The organism is Phycicoccus flavus, from assembly GCF_004025965.2.
In the GTDB taxonomy this organism is placed as follows: domain Bacteria; phylum Actinomycetota; class Actinomycetes; order Actinomycetales; family Dermatophilaceae; genus Phycicoccus; species Phycicoccus flavus.
In genome coordinates this window covers 1-15,795 of record NZ_SAYU02000087.1, presented here as the reverse complement: position 1 = coordinate 15,795, position 15,795 = coordinate 1, and the positions used below count along the sequence as shown (strand labels likewise).

11 protein-coding genes are annotated in these 15,795 nt (G+C 71.5%); 4 read left to right on the top strand and 7 right to left on the bottom strand.

Features of this window, described 5'->3' with window-relative positions; all coding sequences use genetic code 11:
- Window positions 1-837 precede the first annotated feature (837 nt).
- The 3 genes from EPD83_RS18220 to EPD83_RS18210 all read right to left on the bottom strand — a co-directional run bounded on the left by EPD83_RS18220 (window position 838) and on the right by EPD83_RS18210 (window position 3,582).
- The gene (locus tag EPD83_RS18220; RefSeq protein ID WP_128366997.1) at window positions 838-1,656 is read right to left on the bottom strand and encodes a hypothetical protein; all 819 of its coding nucleotides are present in this window, start codon (window positions 1,654-1,656) and stop codon (window positions 838-840) included.
- A 69-nt stretch (window positions 1,657-1,725) separates the two neighbouring features.
- Window positions 1,726-2,556 (bottom strand): hypothetical protein, encoded by an 831-nt coding sequence (locus EPD83_RS18215; RefSeq protein ID WP_165566965.1) that lies wholly within the window; start codon window positions 2,554-2,556, stop codon window positions 1,726-1,728.
- A gap of 108 nt (window positions 2,557-2,664) precedes the next feature.
- The gene (locus EPD83_RS18210; protein ID WP_128366999.1) at window positions 2,665-3,582 is read right to left on the bottom strand and encodes an AbiTii domain-containing protein; all 918 of its coding nucleotides are present in this window, start codon (window positions 3,580-3,582) and stop codon (window positions 2,665-2,667) included.
- Window positions 3,583-3,980: 398 nt separating this feature from the next.
- On the opposite strand from EPD83_RS18210, the gene EPD83_RS18205 reads away from it, so the two are divergent.
- Together EPD83_RS18205 and EPD83_RS18200 are read left to right on the top strand one after the other, a co-directional pair.
- Window positions 3,981-4,379 (top strand): helix-turn-helix domain-containing protein, encoded by a 399-nt coding sequence (locus EPD83_RS18205; RefSeq protein ID WP_128367000.1) that lies wholly within the window; start codon window positions 3,981-3,983, stop codon window positions 4,377-4,379.
- Window positions 4,324-5,178 carry a zeta toxin family protein gene (locus EPD83_RS18200; RefSeq protein WP_128367001.1) on the top strand — a complete coding sequence of 285 codons (855 nt, stop codon included), beginning with the start codon at window positions 4,324-4,326 and terminating at the stop codon, window positions 5,176-5,178. Before EPD83_RS18205 ends, EPD83_RS18200 begins: the two co-directional genes overlap by 56 nt.
- A 311-nt stretch (window positions 5,179-5,489) precedes the next feature.
- Here EPD83_RS18200 and EPD83_RS18195 read toward each other — a convergent pair whose 3' ends face one another.
- On the bottom strand, window positions 5,490-5,861 hold the full coding sequence (locus EPD83_RS18195) for a hypothetical protein (RefSeq protein ID WP_128367002.1): 372 nt from the start codon (window positions 5,859-5,861) through the stop codon (window positions 5,490-5,492).
- Between the two features lie 258 nt (window positions 5,862-6,119).
- Here EPD83_RS18195 and mobF point away from each other — a divergent pair, with 258 nt between their 5' ends.
- On the top strand, window positions 6,120-11,660 hold the full coding sequence (gene mobF, locus EPD83_RS20905; protein ID WP_165566964.1) for a MobF family relaxase: 5,541 nt from the start codon (window positions 6,120-6,122) through the stop codon (window positions 11,658-11,660).
- Window positions 11,661-12,191: 531 nt separating this feature from the next.
- On the opposite strand, the gene EPD83_RS18185 is transcribed toward mobF, so the two are convergent.
- The 3 genes from EPD83_RS18185 to EPD83_RS18175 are packed head-to-tail and all read right to left on the bottom strand — an operon-like array spanning window position 12,192 to window position 14,640.
- Entirely contained in the window at window positions 12,192-12,851 is a 660-nt protein-coding gene (locus EPD83_RS18185; RefSeq protein ID WP_165566963.1) for a hypothetical protein, read from the bottom strand.
- A complete protein-coding gene (locus EPD83_RS18180) occupies window positions 12,848-14,302 on the bottom strand; it encodes a type IV secretory system conjugative DNA transfer family protein (RefSeq protein ID WP_165566962.1) in 1,455 nt (484 codons plus the stop codon). Before EPD83_RS18180 ends, EPD83_RS18185 begins: the two co-directional genes overlap by 4 nt.
- Window positions 14,299-14,640, bottom strand: a complete 342-nt coding sequence (locus EPD83_RS18175) for a hypothetical protein (protein WP_165566961.1) — start codon at window positions 14,638-14,640, stop codon at window positions 14,299-14,301. The genes EPD83_RS18180 and EPD83_RS18175 overlap by 4 nt, the downstream gene beginning before the upstream one ends.
- Before the next feature lie 313 nt (window positions 14,641-14,953).
- On the opposite strand from EPD83_RS18175, the gene EPD83_RS18170 reads away from it, so the two are divergent.
- Window positions 14,954-15,795: CHAP domain-containing protein (locus EPD83_RS18170; RefSeq protein ID WP_235950708.1), on the top strand; the 842-nt coding region annotated here is incomplete at its 3' end.

Sequence of the window (15,795 nt, the reverse complement as noted above, 5' to 3'; positions counted from 1 at the left end):
CTACCTCTCCGAGGCATCCATGGCCAAGATCGGCACAACCGGCAATGATGACCACGTCGCCCTCAGCCAGGGCTGACCGGTAGGCATCGAGATGACCTCAAAGCCCACCACTCCGCGGGACTCTTACGTGCCCGGCGCTCCGGCAGCCGCCATCGCGTCATGCGTCCAGCCCATGGCCATCAAGGCCTCGACCCTGCGCACCGCGCCGATACGGGGCACGTGACCACGAGCCTGGTCGCCGTAGACCCTCGAGAGGGACAGCGTGGCTACCCGCTGAGCGGTGCGGCGCTGCACGTGATCGTGCCGCCCCTCGAGGATGTCCTTGATCGCGGTCGTGGACAGCCCGGTTCCGCGCGCCAGTGCCCTCCGCGGGACGTGAGCGGCCTCCCATCGCGCGAGTCGCGCCCGGACCGGTTCCGCGTCCACGTAACGGCCAGGGGCGCCGGCGTACCGTTCACGCCGCCACGCCACCTCCCACGCCTTGCGACTAGACATCGCTTCACCTCCAGAGAGCACCACCTGCTCTCCGTAAGCGACGTGTGCGACACCGGGGGTCAAGCTCCTCAGCCAGCCATTCCCATTGCTGGGCGCCCCGCCCCGAGAGACAGACCCGCAGGCCCCTGTTCGGCCCTCGATCCGGGCCGAGCGTCGAAGCCGGATGCCGCTCTTCTCTCCGTTGACGTATCCGGGAACCCGCGACCCTCACTTCCTCACCGTGTCACGGGCGGCGCTACCGTGCGGGCACTAGTCGTTCGAGAGCGGATCACGAACACCCTCCTGGAGTCTCCGGCCTCGCCTGTCATGCCGCCCTCGACTGGGCTCGACCCGGTGGCTGGCTCAACTCAGCGTTTCCTCGGACGTCAGCGCTGAGCCGACCATCCGGATCCGTTCGGGCATTAAGCTCATGTCGACCCCGAACGGGATGACCGTGAACAGGCGGGCGACATCGCGCATGCAGACCTCGCGCGTGGTCAAGGAGGGCAGGGGCTGAGGTCGCTCTCCGAGGGGGTGGATCCGTTCGAGACCCAGGTGGCTGACCGCCTGGTCCATCCGGGCGTGATGACCCGGGCCGGAGGAGTGGGTCGGACCGACGACAAGCAGGGCGATCTTGCCGATCGCGATCGACTCGGCCGCTTGCGTCGGGCCTTCACCGAAAGAGAACCCGCTCGGGGTGGAGCGTTCGTCGAGGCGCACTGAGGCGTCACGACGCAGCGCGAGCAGGTACCGCGGGGCAGGAGGACGGGCTGGGTCGGTGAACCGTGACACCCGCGCCGCGTAGACCCGTGTCCCGGCCGGGACCCCTCCGCCGTGCCCGTCGAAGTACGTCAGCAGCACCTCCCGGGTGACCCGAGGGCCGAGAACGGCTGAGCCGCGGGCCAGGGACAACAGCATGGTCACCCAGACGCTCCACTGTCCGAGCTGGGCGAGCGTCTGCCGAGTCACCGGCTCACCGGTCTCGACCAGGTCCATCATCGCCTCGTGCCGGTGCAGTGCGGCGGTCACCTCCTGGTGAGGCGTGCACAGGGTCGTCCTGAACGGCTCGATCCGGTCTGCGTCCGGGTCGATGCCGAACCGGTTCCAGAGGGTCTGCGGGACGATGTGCTCTGTCGTCAGGCCCGCAGTCTCCTCGCACAGCAGGCACTGGGTGCTCTTCACCAGGTCCTCCTCGAACCGTCCGGGATGTCGACATCAACCCCTTCAGTATCGGCCGCGCAGCGAGGCCCCTCACATCACCGGTGGGTGTCGCGGAGCCATCTTCGCCAGCGTCGACACCAGGTCGCTGGTCACCGCAGCAGCGTCGATGCGCCTCAGGATCTCGAGCGCGCTCGCCTTCCGCTCGGCCTGAGTCCCGCCGGCGACGTCGTCGACGAGCTCGGGGAGGCGAACCCGCAGTGCCTGTGTCCGCTCCGGCCGCCCGGTCTTGGTCCACCAGGACCACGCCGACGCTGCGGCTGCTGCGATGCGGCCGCGGACCTGCACCGACAGCTCCCCGTCATGGTCAGGGTGGGCGTGGTGGACCACGGCCGTCGCGTACTGCCGGCGGAGCTGTTCGTTGGTTGCACTGGTGAGGAAGTCCTCGTCGCCCTTGAGTCGGTCTGCCAGCCCGTTCAACGTCTCGCGGAAGGCTGCGATCTCGTCGACCGGCTCCCAGCGGAGGCCGTAGCTGCCGTCGACGAGCGCCTCGACCTCGGCCGCCTCCAGAGCGTGCTGCCACAGCCGGGAGCGGGCGCTGACCGTGTGGACCACCCCTGCCGCGACGACGCTGACCGCGGCATCTACCGGTGTCCCGACGAACGTGGCCAACGTGTCGGAGCTCTCGAGCCCGAGCCGGCGCAGATGCCTCTCCAGCTCGTCGTCGGTCAGAGCGAACGCGCAGGTGTAGAACACCACCGCGTTGGAGGCTCGAGCGAGGTCGCTCAGCAGCGCCACGGCTGCCGGGTCCTCCAGTAGCACCTGCGGCCCACCAGCAGGAACGCCCGGGATGCGCACCGCGACCGGGACGGCGGCGTGTAGCTCGGTTGCGGCCTGCTCAAGCCACACCTCGAGGGTCTCCACGTCCTTCTCGTCCACCATCTGCTATTTCCCCCATCGTCGCCGGTACGTTCATGGTGTCAGGCGCTTCCCGCCGAGTGGGGGCGATCCGCAGCGATGCGCGCCTCGTCGCTAGAGCGACACCTGCCCGGGGAAGACCATCGCGAGCAGCCCGACCATGAGGTTGTAGGCGGCGTTGCCGCTGACGCCAGCGACGACGTGGGCGCTTGCTGTCCTGATGCGGTCCAGCACCGCGGTCGTTCGGGTACCTGGGGTGCCGCCGTCCCCGCGGAGCCCATCGCGCAGCGCAGCGACTCCCTCGGCGTCGAGGACCTCACCCACCCTCGCGAGGAGACCATCGACGTCACCGGCGTGCAGGACCAACGTGGTGGCACCCGGTCCCTGTGTCACCGCGCCGGCGGTGCCATACACGTTGGTGATAAACGTGTCACCGGCCTGCTGCGCCTCGGCGCTGTCGTGACCGGCCGTCCCGGCCTGCGGATCCACCTCCTCGAGATCGAGCGCGAGGTTCAGCGCTGACGTTCGGACCGAGTCCAAGGCTCCCCGCAAGCCGTTGCGTGGGACGAGAAGCAGAGCCGACTCCGGGACCATGAACTCAACACGAGGACCCTCTCCGCGCTCGCCGGCTTCGCGCAGGAGCGTGACCCAGTACAAGGGAAGCGGCATACCCAGCCGCTGATCGGCCTCGCTGTCCCCGGACTCCGCGAGCGAGGTGAGGTCAGCCACCGACTGCCGCAGGTCGTGAGCCCCCGGACGCAGCTGCTCCGGCAGAGACGCCTGGTCCAACATCGGCGAGTACGACGACCCGCCCGGACCGGTGAAGGTAACCCGCACCGGGAGGAGGCCCATCTGGCGGTAGGTCGGCACGTCCGCGCCGCCGGGGTAGCCGTTCAGCTCGTGGTCCAGCCACCCGATAAGCGGCTCGCTCTTCAGGCGCCGTGCCACCACCACGAGCGTGCGCAGCGCGGACGGCAGGTCACGCTCGGTGTCGGTGAGCGCATCGACCGCACGCTCCAGAGGGCTGTCCACCCACCCTTAGTACCTCAGTCGGCGCACCTTCGGGCCAAAGGAGTCGGCGCGGCGAGGCGGAGGCATCAGAAGCGTCGGTGCAAGGACTGGCGCGTTATACAGTTGGTATATCCGATCTAGGAGGTGTCATGGCCAAGCACTCAGCTCGCGGTGCGTCGCGCTCTAGGACGCCGCAGGCCCGCTCCATTCCAGGGTCGGAGCCGAGCCGGAAAGGTAGGACCGGCTACCGAACGGCAACCACTGGGCGCTTTGTCAAGGCATCCCAGTTCAAGAGGCAGGCGACGGTCTCGACCCCCAGCCAACGCTCTGGCGGCCAGGGGGCGAAGCAGGGTGCTGTCACGTCGGCGAGAAGGACTGCTGCTCGTGCGAGCCCGGACAGCCCGTGGCAGGCGCTCCATGTGCTGGCCGCGCGCCGGCGCCTCGACACGGTCGACGAGAGGCGCCTGATCTGGCAGCTGCACCAGGACGGGGAGTCGCAGCAGGCCATCGCCGCCGCGGCGGGGGTGAGCCAGGCGCACGTCTCGCGCACACTCGCGCTGGTGCGGGACCACCTCGAGCTGCTTGAGGAGACACCTCTGGAGCTGACCCGCCGCGCCGCGGTCGGGCAGCTGCCGCGCAAGGAGATGCTGCAGCGGCTGCGGTCCTGGCACTGGACGTTCGGGCAGACCCATGGCGACGCGTGGGAGCCAGGCTCGTGGGACGGGATGACACAAGCGGTCGCGGAAGGCACGCTCACCCCCGATGAGTACGAACGGGTTCACGCAGCCGCCGTTCGAGGACGTAGTGCCGGGCGGTAGCTCTCGACGCGCTGCCACGGCCCAGGCCCTCGAAGGGCTGCTTGAGGACTACGCACACCTGTCCACCAGCCCGATCCCGGCCGACGCCGCGTCGGTGCGGCTGCACACACGGATCGCCGACGCGATGATAAGGACGGCCGGGGTGCCGACGCAGGGGAAGGCGGTCGTCCTGGCGGGCCCGCCAGGTGCCGGCAAGAGCACCGTGCTCGACACCTTCGACCTGGGGGAGTTCGTGAGGGTTGACCCCGACGAGATCAAGACCCGCCTGCTCGACGCGAGGCGGGCCGAGTTCGCGGCCATCCTCCTGGAACCGCTGCCAGATGGCAGACCGGTGCGGCTGTACGAGCTGGCCACGCTGGTGCACCAGGAGTCAGTCGCCCTGAGCGACCAGATCCAGCAGCGGCTCCTGCAGGACCGGGTCAACGTCGTCCTCGAGGGCACACTGCGCTGGGCCGGACAGCCAGCCGCGCTCGCCGGGCAGCTCCGCATCGCGGACTACCAGGACCTGCACATCCTCGCGGTCGAGGCGTCCTGCGCGACAGCCACCGACCAGGCACTCTCGCGGTGGTGGACCGGTCGTGCCACGAGAGACGGCGCACGCTATACCCCCAAGACCGCAGTCACCGACTGCTACCCCGACCCGGACGGCTACAGCAGCTGCCTCACCCACGCCATGCAGATGCTCGCCCTGCCAGACGTCCGCGCCCTAGACCACGCCGACCTCACCGTCCACCACGACGGACGCAGCCCCCAGTGGACCGCTGGGGACGGGGTCGCCCCCACGCCGGCGGACCTGTAAGACAGGGTCATCGGCCACCAGCTTGCCGCCTCCGCGTAGCCAGATCGCCATCAACACGCCTACTTCAGCTCTGCCGACACCGACCTGATGTTCCCTGGCCACCGGCACCAACTTCCCCGACGCCCTCGCTGGCAACCCCCTCGCTGGCCGCCTCAACACACCGCTCGACATCATCTGCCCCCGGTCCAGTACTGCACGTCGGGCCGCGCCCCATGCCCGTTCCACGGGCCACGAGGAAGTCGCTGCCCAGGGGCAGTCCGGCCCGTCGCCGCAGCAGGCCTGCGGCAGGTCGACCACGGGCGGCTCGCCGGTCAGCCGGCGGCCGGCACGTCGCCGGCCGCCGGCTCACGCGTCGAGGTAGGCGACCCCGAAGGGTCGCGCTCGGCCCCTGCGCCGAGCACGACCTTCCGCAGCCGCGTCGCCTCCCGCACGTCCAACTGCTCACCGCCCCACTCGACCGCCTCCGCCAGCGTCAGGCCCTCGTCCTCGGTCAGCCCCCGCAGTGCCTCCCCCGCCCTCGCCTCGCAGGCCCCCACCAGCTCGTCCCGCTCGGCCAGCGCCGTCACTACCGAGACCGCCAGCCCACTGCGCCGCCTCTCCCGCTCCGCCCGGGCCTGCCGCATCCGCGACTGCGCGTCCAGCGCCGCCCTCCTCGCCTTCTGCCGCGCACTCTGGTTCGGCATCCCGACACCCCTTCCGCTCGATTCGCTCACACCCTCCCTAAGCGCACCGACAGCGACGAAGAGTCATCCCGCCGCACGTTCCTCCCGCAGACCGTCCCCCCATCAGACGCGCGCCCGCCCCCCGTCGCGCGTCCCTCAGCCCCGAGGACCCCCAAGAACCGCTAGCGCACTGCCCCACACACCTCTTGCACCGACGGTCGTTGCGTCTTCAACTACTGACCCCTGAGGGTCCCGTGGTCGCTTACGGGAGGTGTGACGATGTCCATCCACAAGCTGACGGCCGGGAGCGGATATGACTACCTGACCCGCCAGGTCGCGGCCCAGGACGTCACCGAGCGCGGCCACTCGGGGCTGGCGTCGTACTACTCCGCGCAGGGCGAGGCCCCGGGCACGTGGCTGGGCAGCGGCCTGGACGGGCTCGCCGGCCTCAACGCCGGCGATGTCGTCACCGCCGAGCAGATGCGCAACCTATTCGGCGCCGGCCGCCACCCGCTCGCCGAGCAGCTGCGGGAGCAGGCGGCCGAGGCCGGTCTCGACCTGCGCGCCCAGGACCACGCGTCCTCGCTGGGCAAGCCGTTCAACGTCTACGCCGGCGACGTCTCGGAGTTCCGCCGCCGCGTCGCCCAGCGGGTCGCGGAGGCCAACACCGCGGCCGGGCTGCCGGCCGACGCCCCCGGCAGTCTGGAGGACCGCGCGAGGATCCGCACCGAGGTCGCGGCCGAGCTGTTCCGCGACGAGTACGGCCGCGACCCCGCCGACGCCCGAGAGGTCGCCGCCACCATCGCCAAGCACTCCCGCCCGCGCACCAACGCGGTCGCGGGGTACGACCTGACCTTCTCCCCCGTCAAGAGCGTCAGCACCCTGTGGGCGGTCGCCCCTCAGCCCGTCGCCGCCGCCATCGAACGGGCCCATCAGCAGGCCGTCAGGGACGCCCTCACCTACCTCGAGCGCCATGCCCTCTTCACCCGTGAGGGTGCTCAGGGCGCCCGGCAGGTCGAGACCCGCGGCCTGGTCGCGGCCGCGTTCACCCACCGCGACTCCCGCGCCGGCGACCCCGACCTGCACACCCACGTCGCCGTCGCCAACAAGGTCCAGGCCCGAGCCAGCGGAGCCTGGCTGGCCATCGACGGACGGTTGCTCTTCAAGGCCACCGTTGCCGCCTCGGAGACCTACAACACCCGCCTGGAGCACCACCTGCGCCACGCCCTCGGGGTCCGGTTCGCCGCGAGGCCCGGACCTGACCCACGCAAGCGTCCGGTCCGGGAGATCGTCGGGGTGGAGCCCGCCCTGAACGAGCTGTGGTCCTCCCGCCGGGCCAGCATCGAGGCCCGCCGCGAGGACCTGGCCAAGACCTTCCAGGCCACCCACGGGCGCCCACCCACCCCGATCGAGTCGATCCAGCTGGCGCAGCGGGCGACGCTGGAGACCCGCGCGGCCAAGCACGAGCCCCGCAGCCTGGACCAGCAGCGCACCACCTGGGCGCGGGAGGCCACCGACGCCCTGGGCAGCGCCCGAGCACTTCAGCGGATGGTCGCCGCCGCCCTCTCGCCGCAGGCCCGCACAGCGCCCCGAGTCGACAGCGCGTGGGTGCGAGACACCGCGGCCAGGATCCACGACACCCTCGCCTCCCGGCGGTCGCACTGGCAGCGCTGGCACGCCGAGGCCGAGGCCCTGCGCAAGGTCCGCGGCCTCGAACTCGACACCACCGACATCGACCGTGTCGTGGCCCTCCTGGTCGACCAGGTCCTCACCGAACAGTCCGTGCCCCTCACCCGCCCGGGTGACGACCTCGAGGTCCCACAGGCCCTGCAGCGCAGCGACGGGTCCAGCGTCTACACCGTCGCCGGCGCCGACCTCTTCACCTCCCCCGCCCTGCTGCACGCCGAGGCACGGATCGTCGCCGCGGCCGGCCGGACGGGCGGCATGCGCGTGCCACCGGCGGCGGTCGAGATGGCCATGCTCGCCTCCGCCGCCAACGGACTCCCGCTCAACGCCGGGCAGGCCACCCTGGTCCGCGAGATGGCCACCTCCGGTGCCCGCCTGCAGCTGGCGGTCGCACCCGCCGGTGCCGGGAAGACCACCGCCATGCGGGCCCTGGCCCACGCCTGGACCGAGGTCGGCGGCGACGTCGTCGGCCTCGCCCCGTCCGCGGCCGCCGCCAGCGTGCTCGGGGAGAACCTCGAGGCCACCACCGACACGATGGCCAAGCTCACCTGGCACCTGGACCACCCCGACCGTGAGCCGCTCCCCGCGTGGGCACAGCGCATCGGGCCGGGCACCCTGGTCGTCGTCGACGAGGCCGGCATGGCCGACACCCTCACCCTCGACGCCGTCGTCCGGTTCGCCACCGACCGCGGCGCGTCCCTGCGCCTGATCGGGGACGACCAGCAGCTCGCCGCCGTCGGCGCCGGCGGGGTCCTGCGCGACATCCAGGCCACCCACGGCAGCCTCCACCTCAGCGAGCTGATGCGCTTCGCCGACCCCGCCGAGGGAGCCGCCTCCCTGGCCCTGCGCGAGGGTCTGCCCGAGGCCCTCGGCTTCTACCTCGACAACGGCCGCCTCCACGTCGGAGACCTCGCCACCATGACCGACGACGTGTTCACCGCGTGGGCCGGCGACCACGCCGAAGGCCATGACGCAGTCATGCTCGCCCCCACCCGCGCCCTGGTCGCCCACCTCAACGACCGAGCCCGCACCCACCGCCTCGCTACCCACCCAGACGCCCCGACCGCCTCCGTGCCGCTGGCCGACGGAGCCCGCGCGTCCGTCGGCGACACCGTCATCACCCGAACCAACGACCGCACCCTGCGGATGACCGCCACCGACTGGGTCAAGAACGGTGACCGGTGGCACGTGACCGCCCTCGAACCCGGCGGGGCGGTCACCGTCCAGCACGTCCGCAACGGCCACCACGTGCGCCTCCCCCAGGCCTACGTCGCGGCGTCAGTGGACCTCGGGTACGCCGCCACGATCCACACCGCCCAGGGCGTCACCGCCGACGCCAGCCACACCCTCCTGACCGGAGAGGAGTCGCGCCAGCTGGCCTACACCGCCGCCACCCGCGGCCGCGTCGCCAACCACCTCTACCTCGAGGTCGTCGGCGACGGGGACGAGCACGACATCGTCAAACCCGAGAGCACCCACCCACTCACCGCGACCGAACTCCTGCAGCGCGTCCTGGCCCGCGACGACTCCTCCCGCTCGGCCAGCACCATGCGCCGCGAGGCCGACGACCCCGCCACCCAGCTGACCCAGGCCGTCGCCCGCTACACCGACTCCCTGCACGTCGCCGCCGAAGCCCGCCTTGGCCCGCTCATGCTCGCCCGCCTCGACAACCGCGCCGACCACGTCGTCCCCGACATCACCCGCGCCCCCGCCTGGCCCACCCTGCGCGCCCACCTCGTGCTGCGCTCCGCGCACGGACTCGACCCTCTGCAGGACCTGCACCAGGTCGCCGCCGCACGCGAGGTCGACAGCGCCGCCGACGTCGCCTCCGTCCTGGACTGGCGCCTGGACGACAGCGGACTGCGCAGCGCCGGCACCGGCCCCCTGCCGTGGCTGCCCGGCATCCCCGAGGACCTCGCCGACGACCCCCAGTGGGGCCCCTACCTCGCCGCGCGCGCCGCCCGCGTGCGCGACCTCCAAGAGCAGGTCGGCGCCGCCGCTGCGACCGCCCCGGCCCTGCCCACATGGGCACGCCAGGGTCAGGGCCGCCCCTCCCCCGACCTACTCGCCGACGTCGCCGTCTGGCGGGCCGCGACCGGTGTCGACCCCGCCGACCGCCGCCCCACCGGCGCCGCCCACCCCACCAAGGCCGGCTACCGCCACCAGGAGAACCTTCAGGACCGGCTCCTCGCCGGACGCACCCCCGCCATGGCCGAGTGGGCACCCACCCTCGAGACCCTCCTGGTCCACCCCCGCGAGGACCCTTTCACCCCGCTCCTGGCCGAACGCCTCGCCGCCCTCACCCGCGCCCGCATCGACGCCCCCGCCCTCCTGCACCGAGCCCTCGCCGACGGCCCGCTACCCGACGACCACAACGCCGCCGCGCTCTGGTGGCGCCTGGCACGTCACCTCTCCCCCGCCGTCGCAGCCCAAGCCGGCACCGAGCACCACCTCGACACCCCCTGGGCCGACCGGCTGACCCACACCGTGGGTGAGGACCGCGCATCCCAGCTCCGCGTGTCGCCGTGGTGGCCCACCCTCGTCGCCGTCGTCGACCACGCCGCCGCCCGCGGCGCCAACCCCGAGGACCTCCTCGCACCCGTCACCGACCTCGGCGCCGACCTCGACCCCTGCCAGGCCCTGATCTGGCAGATCTCCGTCCAGAACGACCCCCCTCCCCCGGTCGACCACGCCCCCGACCCCGCCGGCACCGACGACCCCGTCGACGAGCCCAACCCGTTCTGGGACGACGACGCCGACCACCCCGGCCACCTCCCCACCGACGACGAATGGCAGCAGCTCGTCCCCGCCGTGCAGGACGAGCCCCACCGCAACGACGCCGACGACGACCTCGGCCACGAGCCCCACGTCGACGACCTCACCGTCGCCTCCACCCTCCACCTCGCCGCCCAGGTCCGTCGCAACGCCGGCGTCCTGGACCCCACAGGTCGCGAGCTCGACGCCCTCCTAGCCCGCGCCTACGACGACGACACCGCCCCCGTCAGCCGCGAACGGATCATCGAGCTCAACCAGGCCGCGCTCGAGTACTACACAGCCCGCTACCCGGGGTCCTGGGCCCAGCACTACCTCTCCGACCGCGCCCGCACCGACCTCACCGGCGACCCACACCTCCAGCCCGGATACGCCCCCGCCGGCTGGACCAGCCTCGTCACCCACCTCCGCCGGCAGGGCGTCACCGACCTCGAGCTCACCGAGTCCGGCCTCGCCACCCACACCCGCAGCGGCCGCATCATCGACCGCTTCCGCGACCGCCTCGTCCTGCCCATCACCGCCCCCACCGCCGGCTGGACCACGCAGGTCCTCGGGTTCGTCGGCCGTCGCCGCGACGACACCGAGGGGCCGAAGTACCTCAACACCCCCGACACCCCCGCCTTCCACAAAGGCGCCCAGCTCTACACCTCCCGGCCCGACCTCCTCGATGCCGGTGCCACCCCCGTCCTCGTCGAAGGACCACTCGACGCCCTCGCGATCAACCTCGCCGGCAATGGCAACTACGTCGGCGTCGCACCCCTGGGCACCGCCCTCACCCAGGAACAGGCACGCCAGCTCGCACAAGCCGCGCACCAGCACCGGCAGCAGCCCATCGTCGCCACCGACCCCGACCTCGCCGGCCAGACCGCCGCCCACCGCGCCTACTGGCTCCTCGCGCAGCACAACCTCGACCCGACCACCGTCGCGCTACGACCCGGCACCGACCCCGCCGCCCTGCTCCACCTCCACGGCGCGAGCGAGGTCCGCAGTGCCCTGACCGCAGTCACGCCTCTAGCCGACGCCCTCCTCCAAGAGCGCCTGACACACCTCGACGGGATGCTCGGCGCCCGCCAGGCCCTCACCGTCCTCGCCGCCAGCCATCCGTCCCGCTGGGAGGCTGGCATCGACTCCATCGCCGAGACCTCTGGTGTCCCCCATATCGTGCTCCGTCGTCACCTCGCCGACGCCGTCGCCCGCTGGGAGCACGAGCCACACGACCTCGCCAACCACCAGCTCGACGACACCAGCTCCGCTCGAGCCCGACTGTCGCGTCAGACGGATCCCGCGCCCGACCGGATACCTACATCACCACCAGGCTCGCTGACGTCACCCTCGCAGACTCGCCCAACGGTCTCTCGCTAGCCCGCCTCCGTCCCAACGGGTTTCTGCCATTCACCTTTCCCCGACTGCCCGCCTTGCCGCCCATCACCAGCAAGAACCGGCTACGTTCTTGCGATGGGGACAAGGCCCACGATCGTCCGTCCCGTCAACGGCCGGCTCCGGCTGCGCATGCCCTTCGCACCCGACAACCGTCAGTGGATTCACGGAGCCCTCGGTGATCGGATCCGGCCAACCTGGGTAAAGGCCGATAGCTATTGGGCAATCGCGCGGTACCACCTATCCCCCCTCGTGGACGCTCTCCTCGACCGGTGGCCAGAGGTCGAGGTGCACCTCGACTACCGCTCCACAGAGCAGTGCGACACCAGATGCCAGAACGCCAGGGGTGAGGACTGCACCTGCTCGTGTCTCGGCGCCAACCACGGTGGAGCCGGGCACATCCAGCAGTGGCGTCAGGTGGGGTCGACAACCCTCATTGGGTCCGAGACACACCGGGTCAGCCGGATCATCACCCGCTGACCTTCGGGACGGAGGTCACGACCGGGGGAATCCGGGTCAGTCGGGCGCTTCGCCCGTCACGAGGTCGAACTGGTCGACGTCGACAAGGCGCAGCCTCGGCGCGGCTGGGTTGGCCACCTCAGGCTGCGACGTCAGGGTGTCGATGTCGCGCTGGAACACGCGGGCCCGCTCCTCGACGGCAGCCTGAGCGGTGTGACGGGTGTGCCGTCCGTACGCAGGCCAGGGCTGGTGGCCGCCCTCCTCGCAGTGCGACTTCAGCCGCTGGCGCGTCCGTTCTGTGAACGCCGGCAGGGCGTAGCGGTGCCACTCCTCCATCGCGTCGGCGGTCAGGGCGAGGCCGGCACGGCGGCGGAGGTCGGCGAGCACCGCGATCTCGTGGACGAGATGTGGGTGTTTCGGCCAGCACGTGGGGATCAGACCGGTGACGTCCCACGCGTACTCGTGGTTAAGCCAGGTAGCGACGCGGTCCAGCCAGTCCCAGAGCTCGGCGCGCAGCTCCGGGTCCACACAGGTGGGTGGGTCCCAGGGGCGGGCCAGGAGGGCAGGGCTGCCGAGGGCCTTTTTCTGCTCGTCGGTGCCGTACATGGCGGTGTTGAGCTCACGGTAGGCGTGCGTGACCCGGCGCCCGGGACTGGGGAACCCCTCAATCGCCTCGTGCGGGCTGGGTTGCCGGACGGTGCGAGGAGGCTCGCTCATGCCGGGTCAATGTCGTGGTCACCGGCCAGGCCCCGACGGCGGGCCTCAACGAGGGCGGCGGTAGCGCGCGCGTCCGGGTCGACCGTGTGCGCGCGTCCGACAGCGATCGTCTCCCGCAAGCTCCGCTGCTCGGTGAGGAGCCGGCGACCGGGCTTGCCGTCGATGCACCGGTTCAGGCCGGCGATGATCGGGGCCCCGTTCTCGGAGAGGACCAGCGCGTGGCGCTCCTTCAGCTGACGGATCTCCGCGCCCGTGATGATGGGAATGTCGTCGGCCGAGACCTGCCGGCCGCCCATCCGCCCGGACTGCCAGGAGGTGCGGGCGACGCGGACCTCCCCGAGCAGGTCGGAAATCTCCCGGTTGAACGCGACGTCCTTGGACCCGCCGAACACGACGAGGTTATTGGTGAGCCCGACCAGGGTGCGAGCCTCCTGCTCGCCGAAGATGGCTGCTAGCTGCGGCCAGGCTTGGGCGGCCCACAGGAAGGAGATCCCGAGCGCCCGCTCGTTGGCCATCCGGGTCCGCAGCGTCGGCAGCGGGGCCGTCGAGGGCAGCTCGTCGAGGATGGCGTGGAACGGCGGGCAGAGCCGCCCCCACGGTGAGGTGTTGGCCGCGGCGAGTGCGGTGTCCAGCGCGTGCTCGGCGAACGCCGTCATCAATGGCGACGCGGAGGCGTAGGGGTCCTCGCGGCCGAGGAGGTAGATGGTCCCGCCGCGGGCGATCACCTCTAAAAGGTCGGTCGGGGGCCGGCCCGGGCCGGGGACGCAGCGGCGGCGGATGTCCTCCTGGAAGAACAGCGACATTGCCTGCTGGACGGTGGTGACGGTGTTGCCGGCGGTGCGGTCATCGCCGTGGAGCGCCCCGTGCAACAGCCCGGCCCAGAACGACGCGGCGTGGGGGTGGGCGCGCAGGACCTCCTGCGGGTCGGACGCGGCCAGGGGATTGGACACCCAGGAGAGGACGTGCTCGAGGCTGCGGCCGGTCAGGGCGGCGGCGTGGAAGTAGCCCTGCAGGACCTTGGCGGCCTCGGCGGCGTAGAAGCGGGCGGCGTCGTCGCCGTGCCCGCCGGCGACCGCGCCCTTGACGGTGCCGGCGGTAAACGCCTTCGCTCGACGCTCGGCCACGAGCGGGTCGACGCAGCCGCGGATGGGGTCCCAGACGACCTCCGGCAGTCCTGGGACGAGCCCAAACGGGTCGAGCACCACGGCGGGGCGGTCGCCGCGGGAGCGGGCGGTGAAGGTGAGCAGGAGGTCGTCGACCTTGGTCAGGGTGGTCAGCGCCGCGCCGGGGGCGTCGATCAGCGCTGGCGCGAGGAGGTCGAGGGTCTTGCCCGACCCCTGTGGGCCGATGACACCGGCGGTGCGGTCCCACGGCACCCACAGCTGGCCCCCGCGCGGCTCCCGGGCCCGGCCCAGGTGCCATCCGACCTCGGCCGGTCGTACCCGCCTCACCGGGCTCGACCCTTCGCCCGGGTGCCGTACAGGTCGGGCCGGATGACCTTGGCGTGTCGGCGCAGGCGGACCCGGCCCAGCAGCGTCTGGGCCTCCGCGGCGCTGGCCATGCCTCGCAGCCTGCCCGGGCCCCACCGGCCCAGAGCCCACGCGGCCACCCAGGCGCTCCCGACGAGCACCAAGAACTCGAGGACGGCGACGCAGGTCCACAACAGCCCGGTCGGCGCCGGCTGGGCGACGCCCTCAAGGCCGGCGGTGGGGTCGCCTCCCAGGAGCCCGCCCAGGGACGTGAACAGGTCGTCGCGGGCCACGAACACCCATCCGTTGCCGGCGATCATGTTGGCTACCGTCCTGCCGGCTTGGAGACCGAGTAGCAGCAGCAGAAGCAGCGCGAGGAGCGCGCTGGCGGGGACCTCCCAGGTGGAGGGGTGGGGATTGGTCCTGCGAGACCTTTGCATGTGGCCTCCTGGGTAGGCAGATTGGCCCTTTCCACCCGTAAGCGCTCCGCGACCTGTGTGGGGTCAGGCTCGGACGGATCGAATCCGCCCTGTGTTAGCACGATGATTGAGAAAGGCCTACCGGGCCCTGAGCGATCCGCTATCTTCGGCTCATACCGTCCTTGCGGGGGACGCGCATGAAGGGCTGGCTGCCATGAGGCGATTGCTAGCGATTCTGTTCGGAGCGGCGGTGTTGGTGGTCAGCGCGCCTTCCACCAGTGTGGCCGCGGACTGCTCGTCCTCCGGATTCTCTTGTGCAGGTGGTGGTTACAGTGCGTCGCCGTCCACTTGGGCTGAGACGTACTACGGATGGACGGCGGCGCAGACACTCGGATGGGTCGGCTTTGACGGGCACAACTGCACTCGTTATGCCGCCTACCGCCTCGCCAAGAATGGGGTGGCCGACCCACGACGGTCGTACGGCATGGCGAGTCAGTGGAATGAGAACGTCTCCGCCATCTACGGCGCCTCGAAGGTCAACGCAACACCAGCGGTCGGCTCGATCGCCCAGTGGGAGGCGGCCCCGTGGAACGGCAACAGCGGACATGTCGCCTACGTGGAGTCCGTCGGCGCAACAGAGATCACCATCACCGAGGACAGTTGGGGTGGCGGAACGTCGCGACGGAATGTGTCAAGGAGCGGCACGGGGCATCCTGACAGCTACCTGCACATAAAGGACGTCCCACAGGGCACGACCTCTAACACCTCGTCGGGGCAGGTCGCCGTCCGCTCCGACGGGCTGGCGGTGTTCTTCCGCGGCACCGACGGACGCCTGTGGAACGCCTGGCACACCAGCACCGGCTGGCACGTCGCCGGCATCGGCGGCTCGGTCGCCTCCGGCTCCGGGGTCAGCGTCCGCTCCGACGGGATGGCGGTGTTCTTCCGCGGCACCGACGGACGCCTGTGGAACGCCTGGCACACCAGCACCGGCTGGCACGTCGCCGGCATCGGCGGCTCGGTCGCCTCCGGCTCCGGGGTCAGCGTCCGCTCCGACGG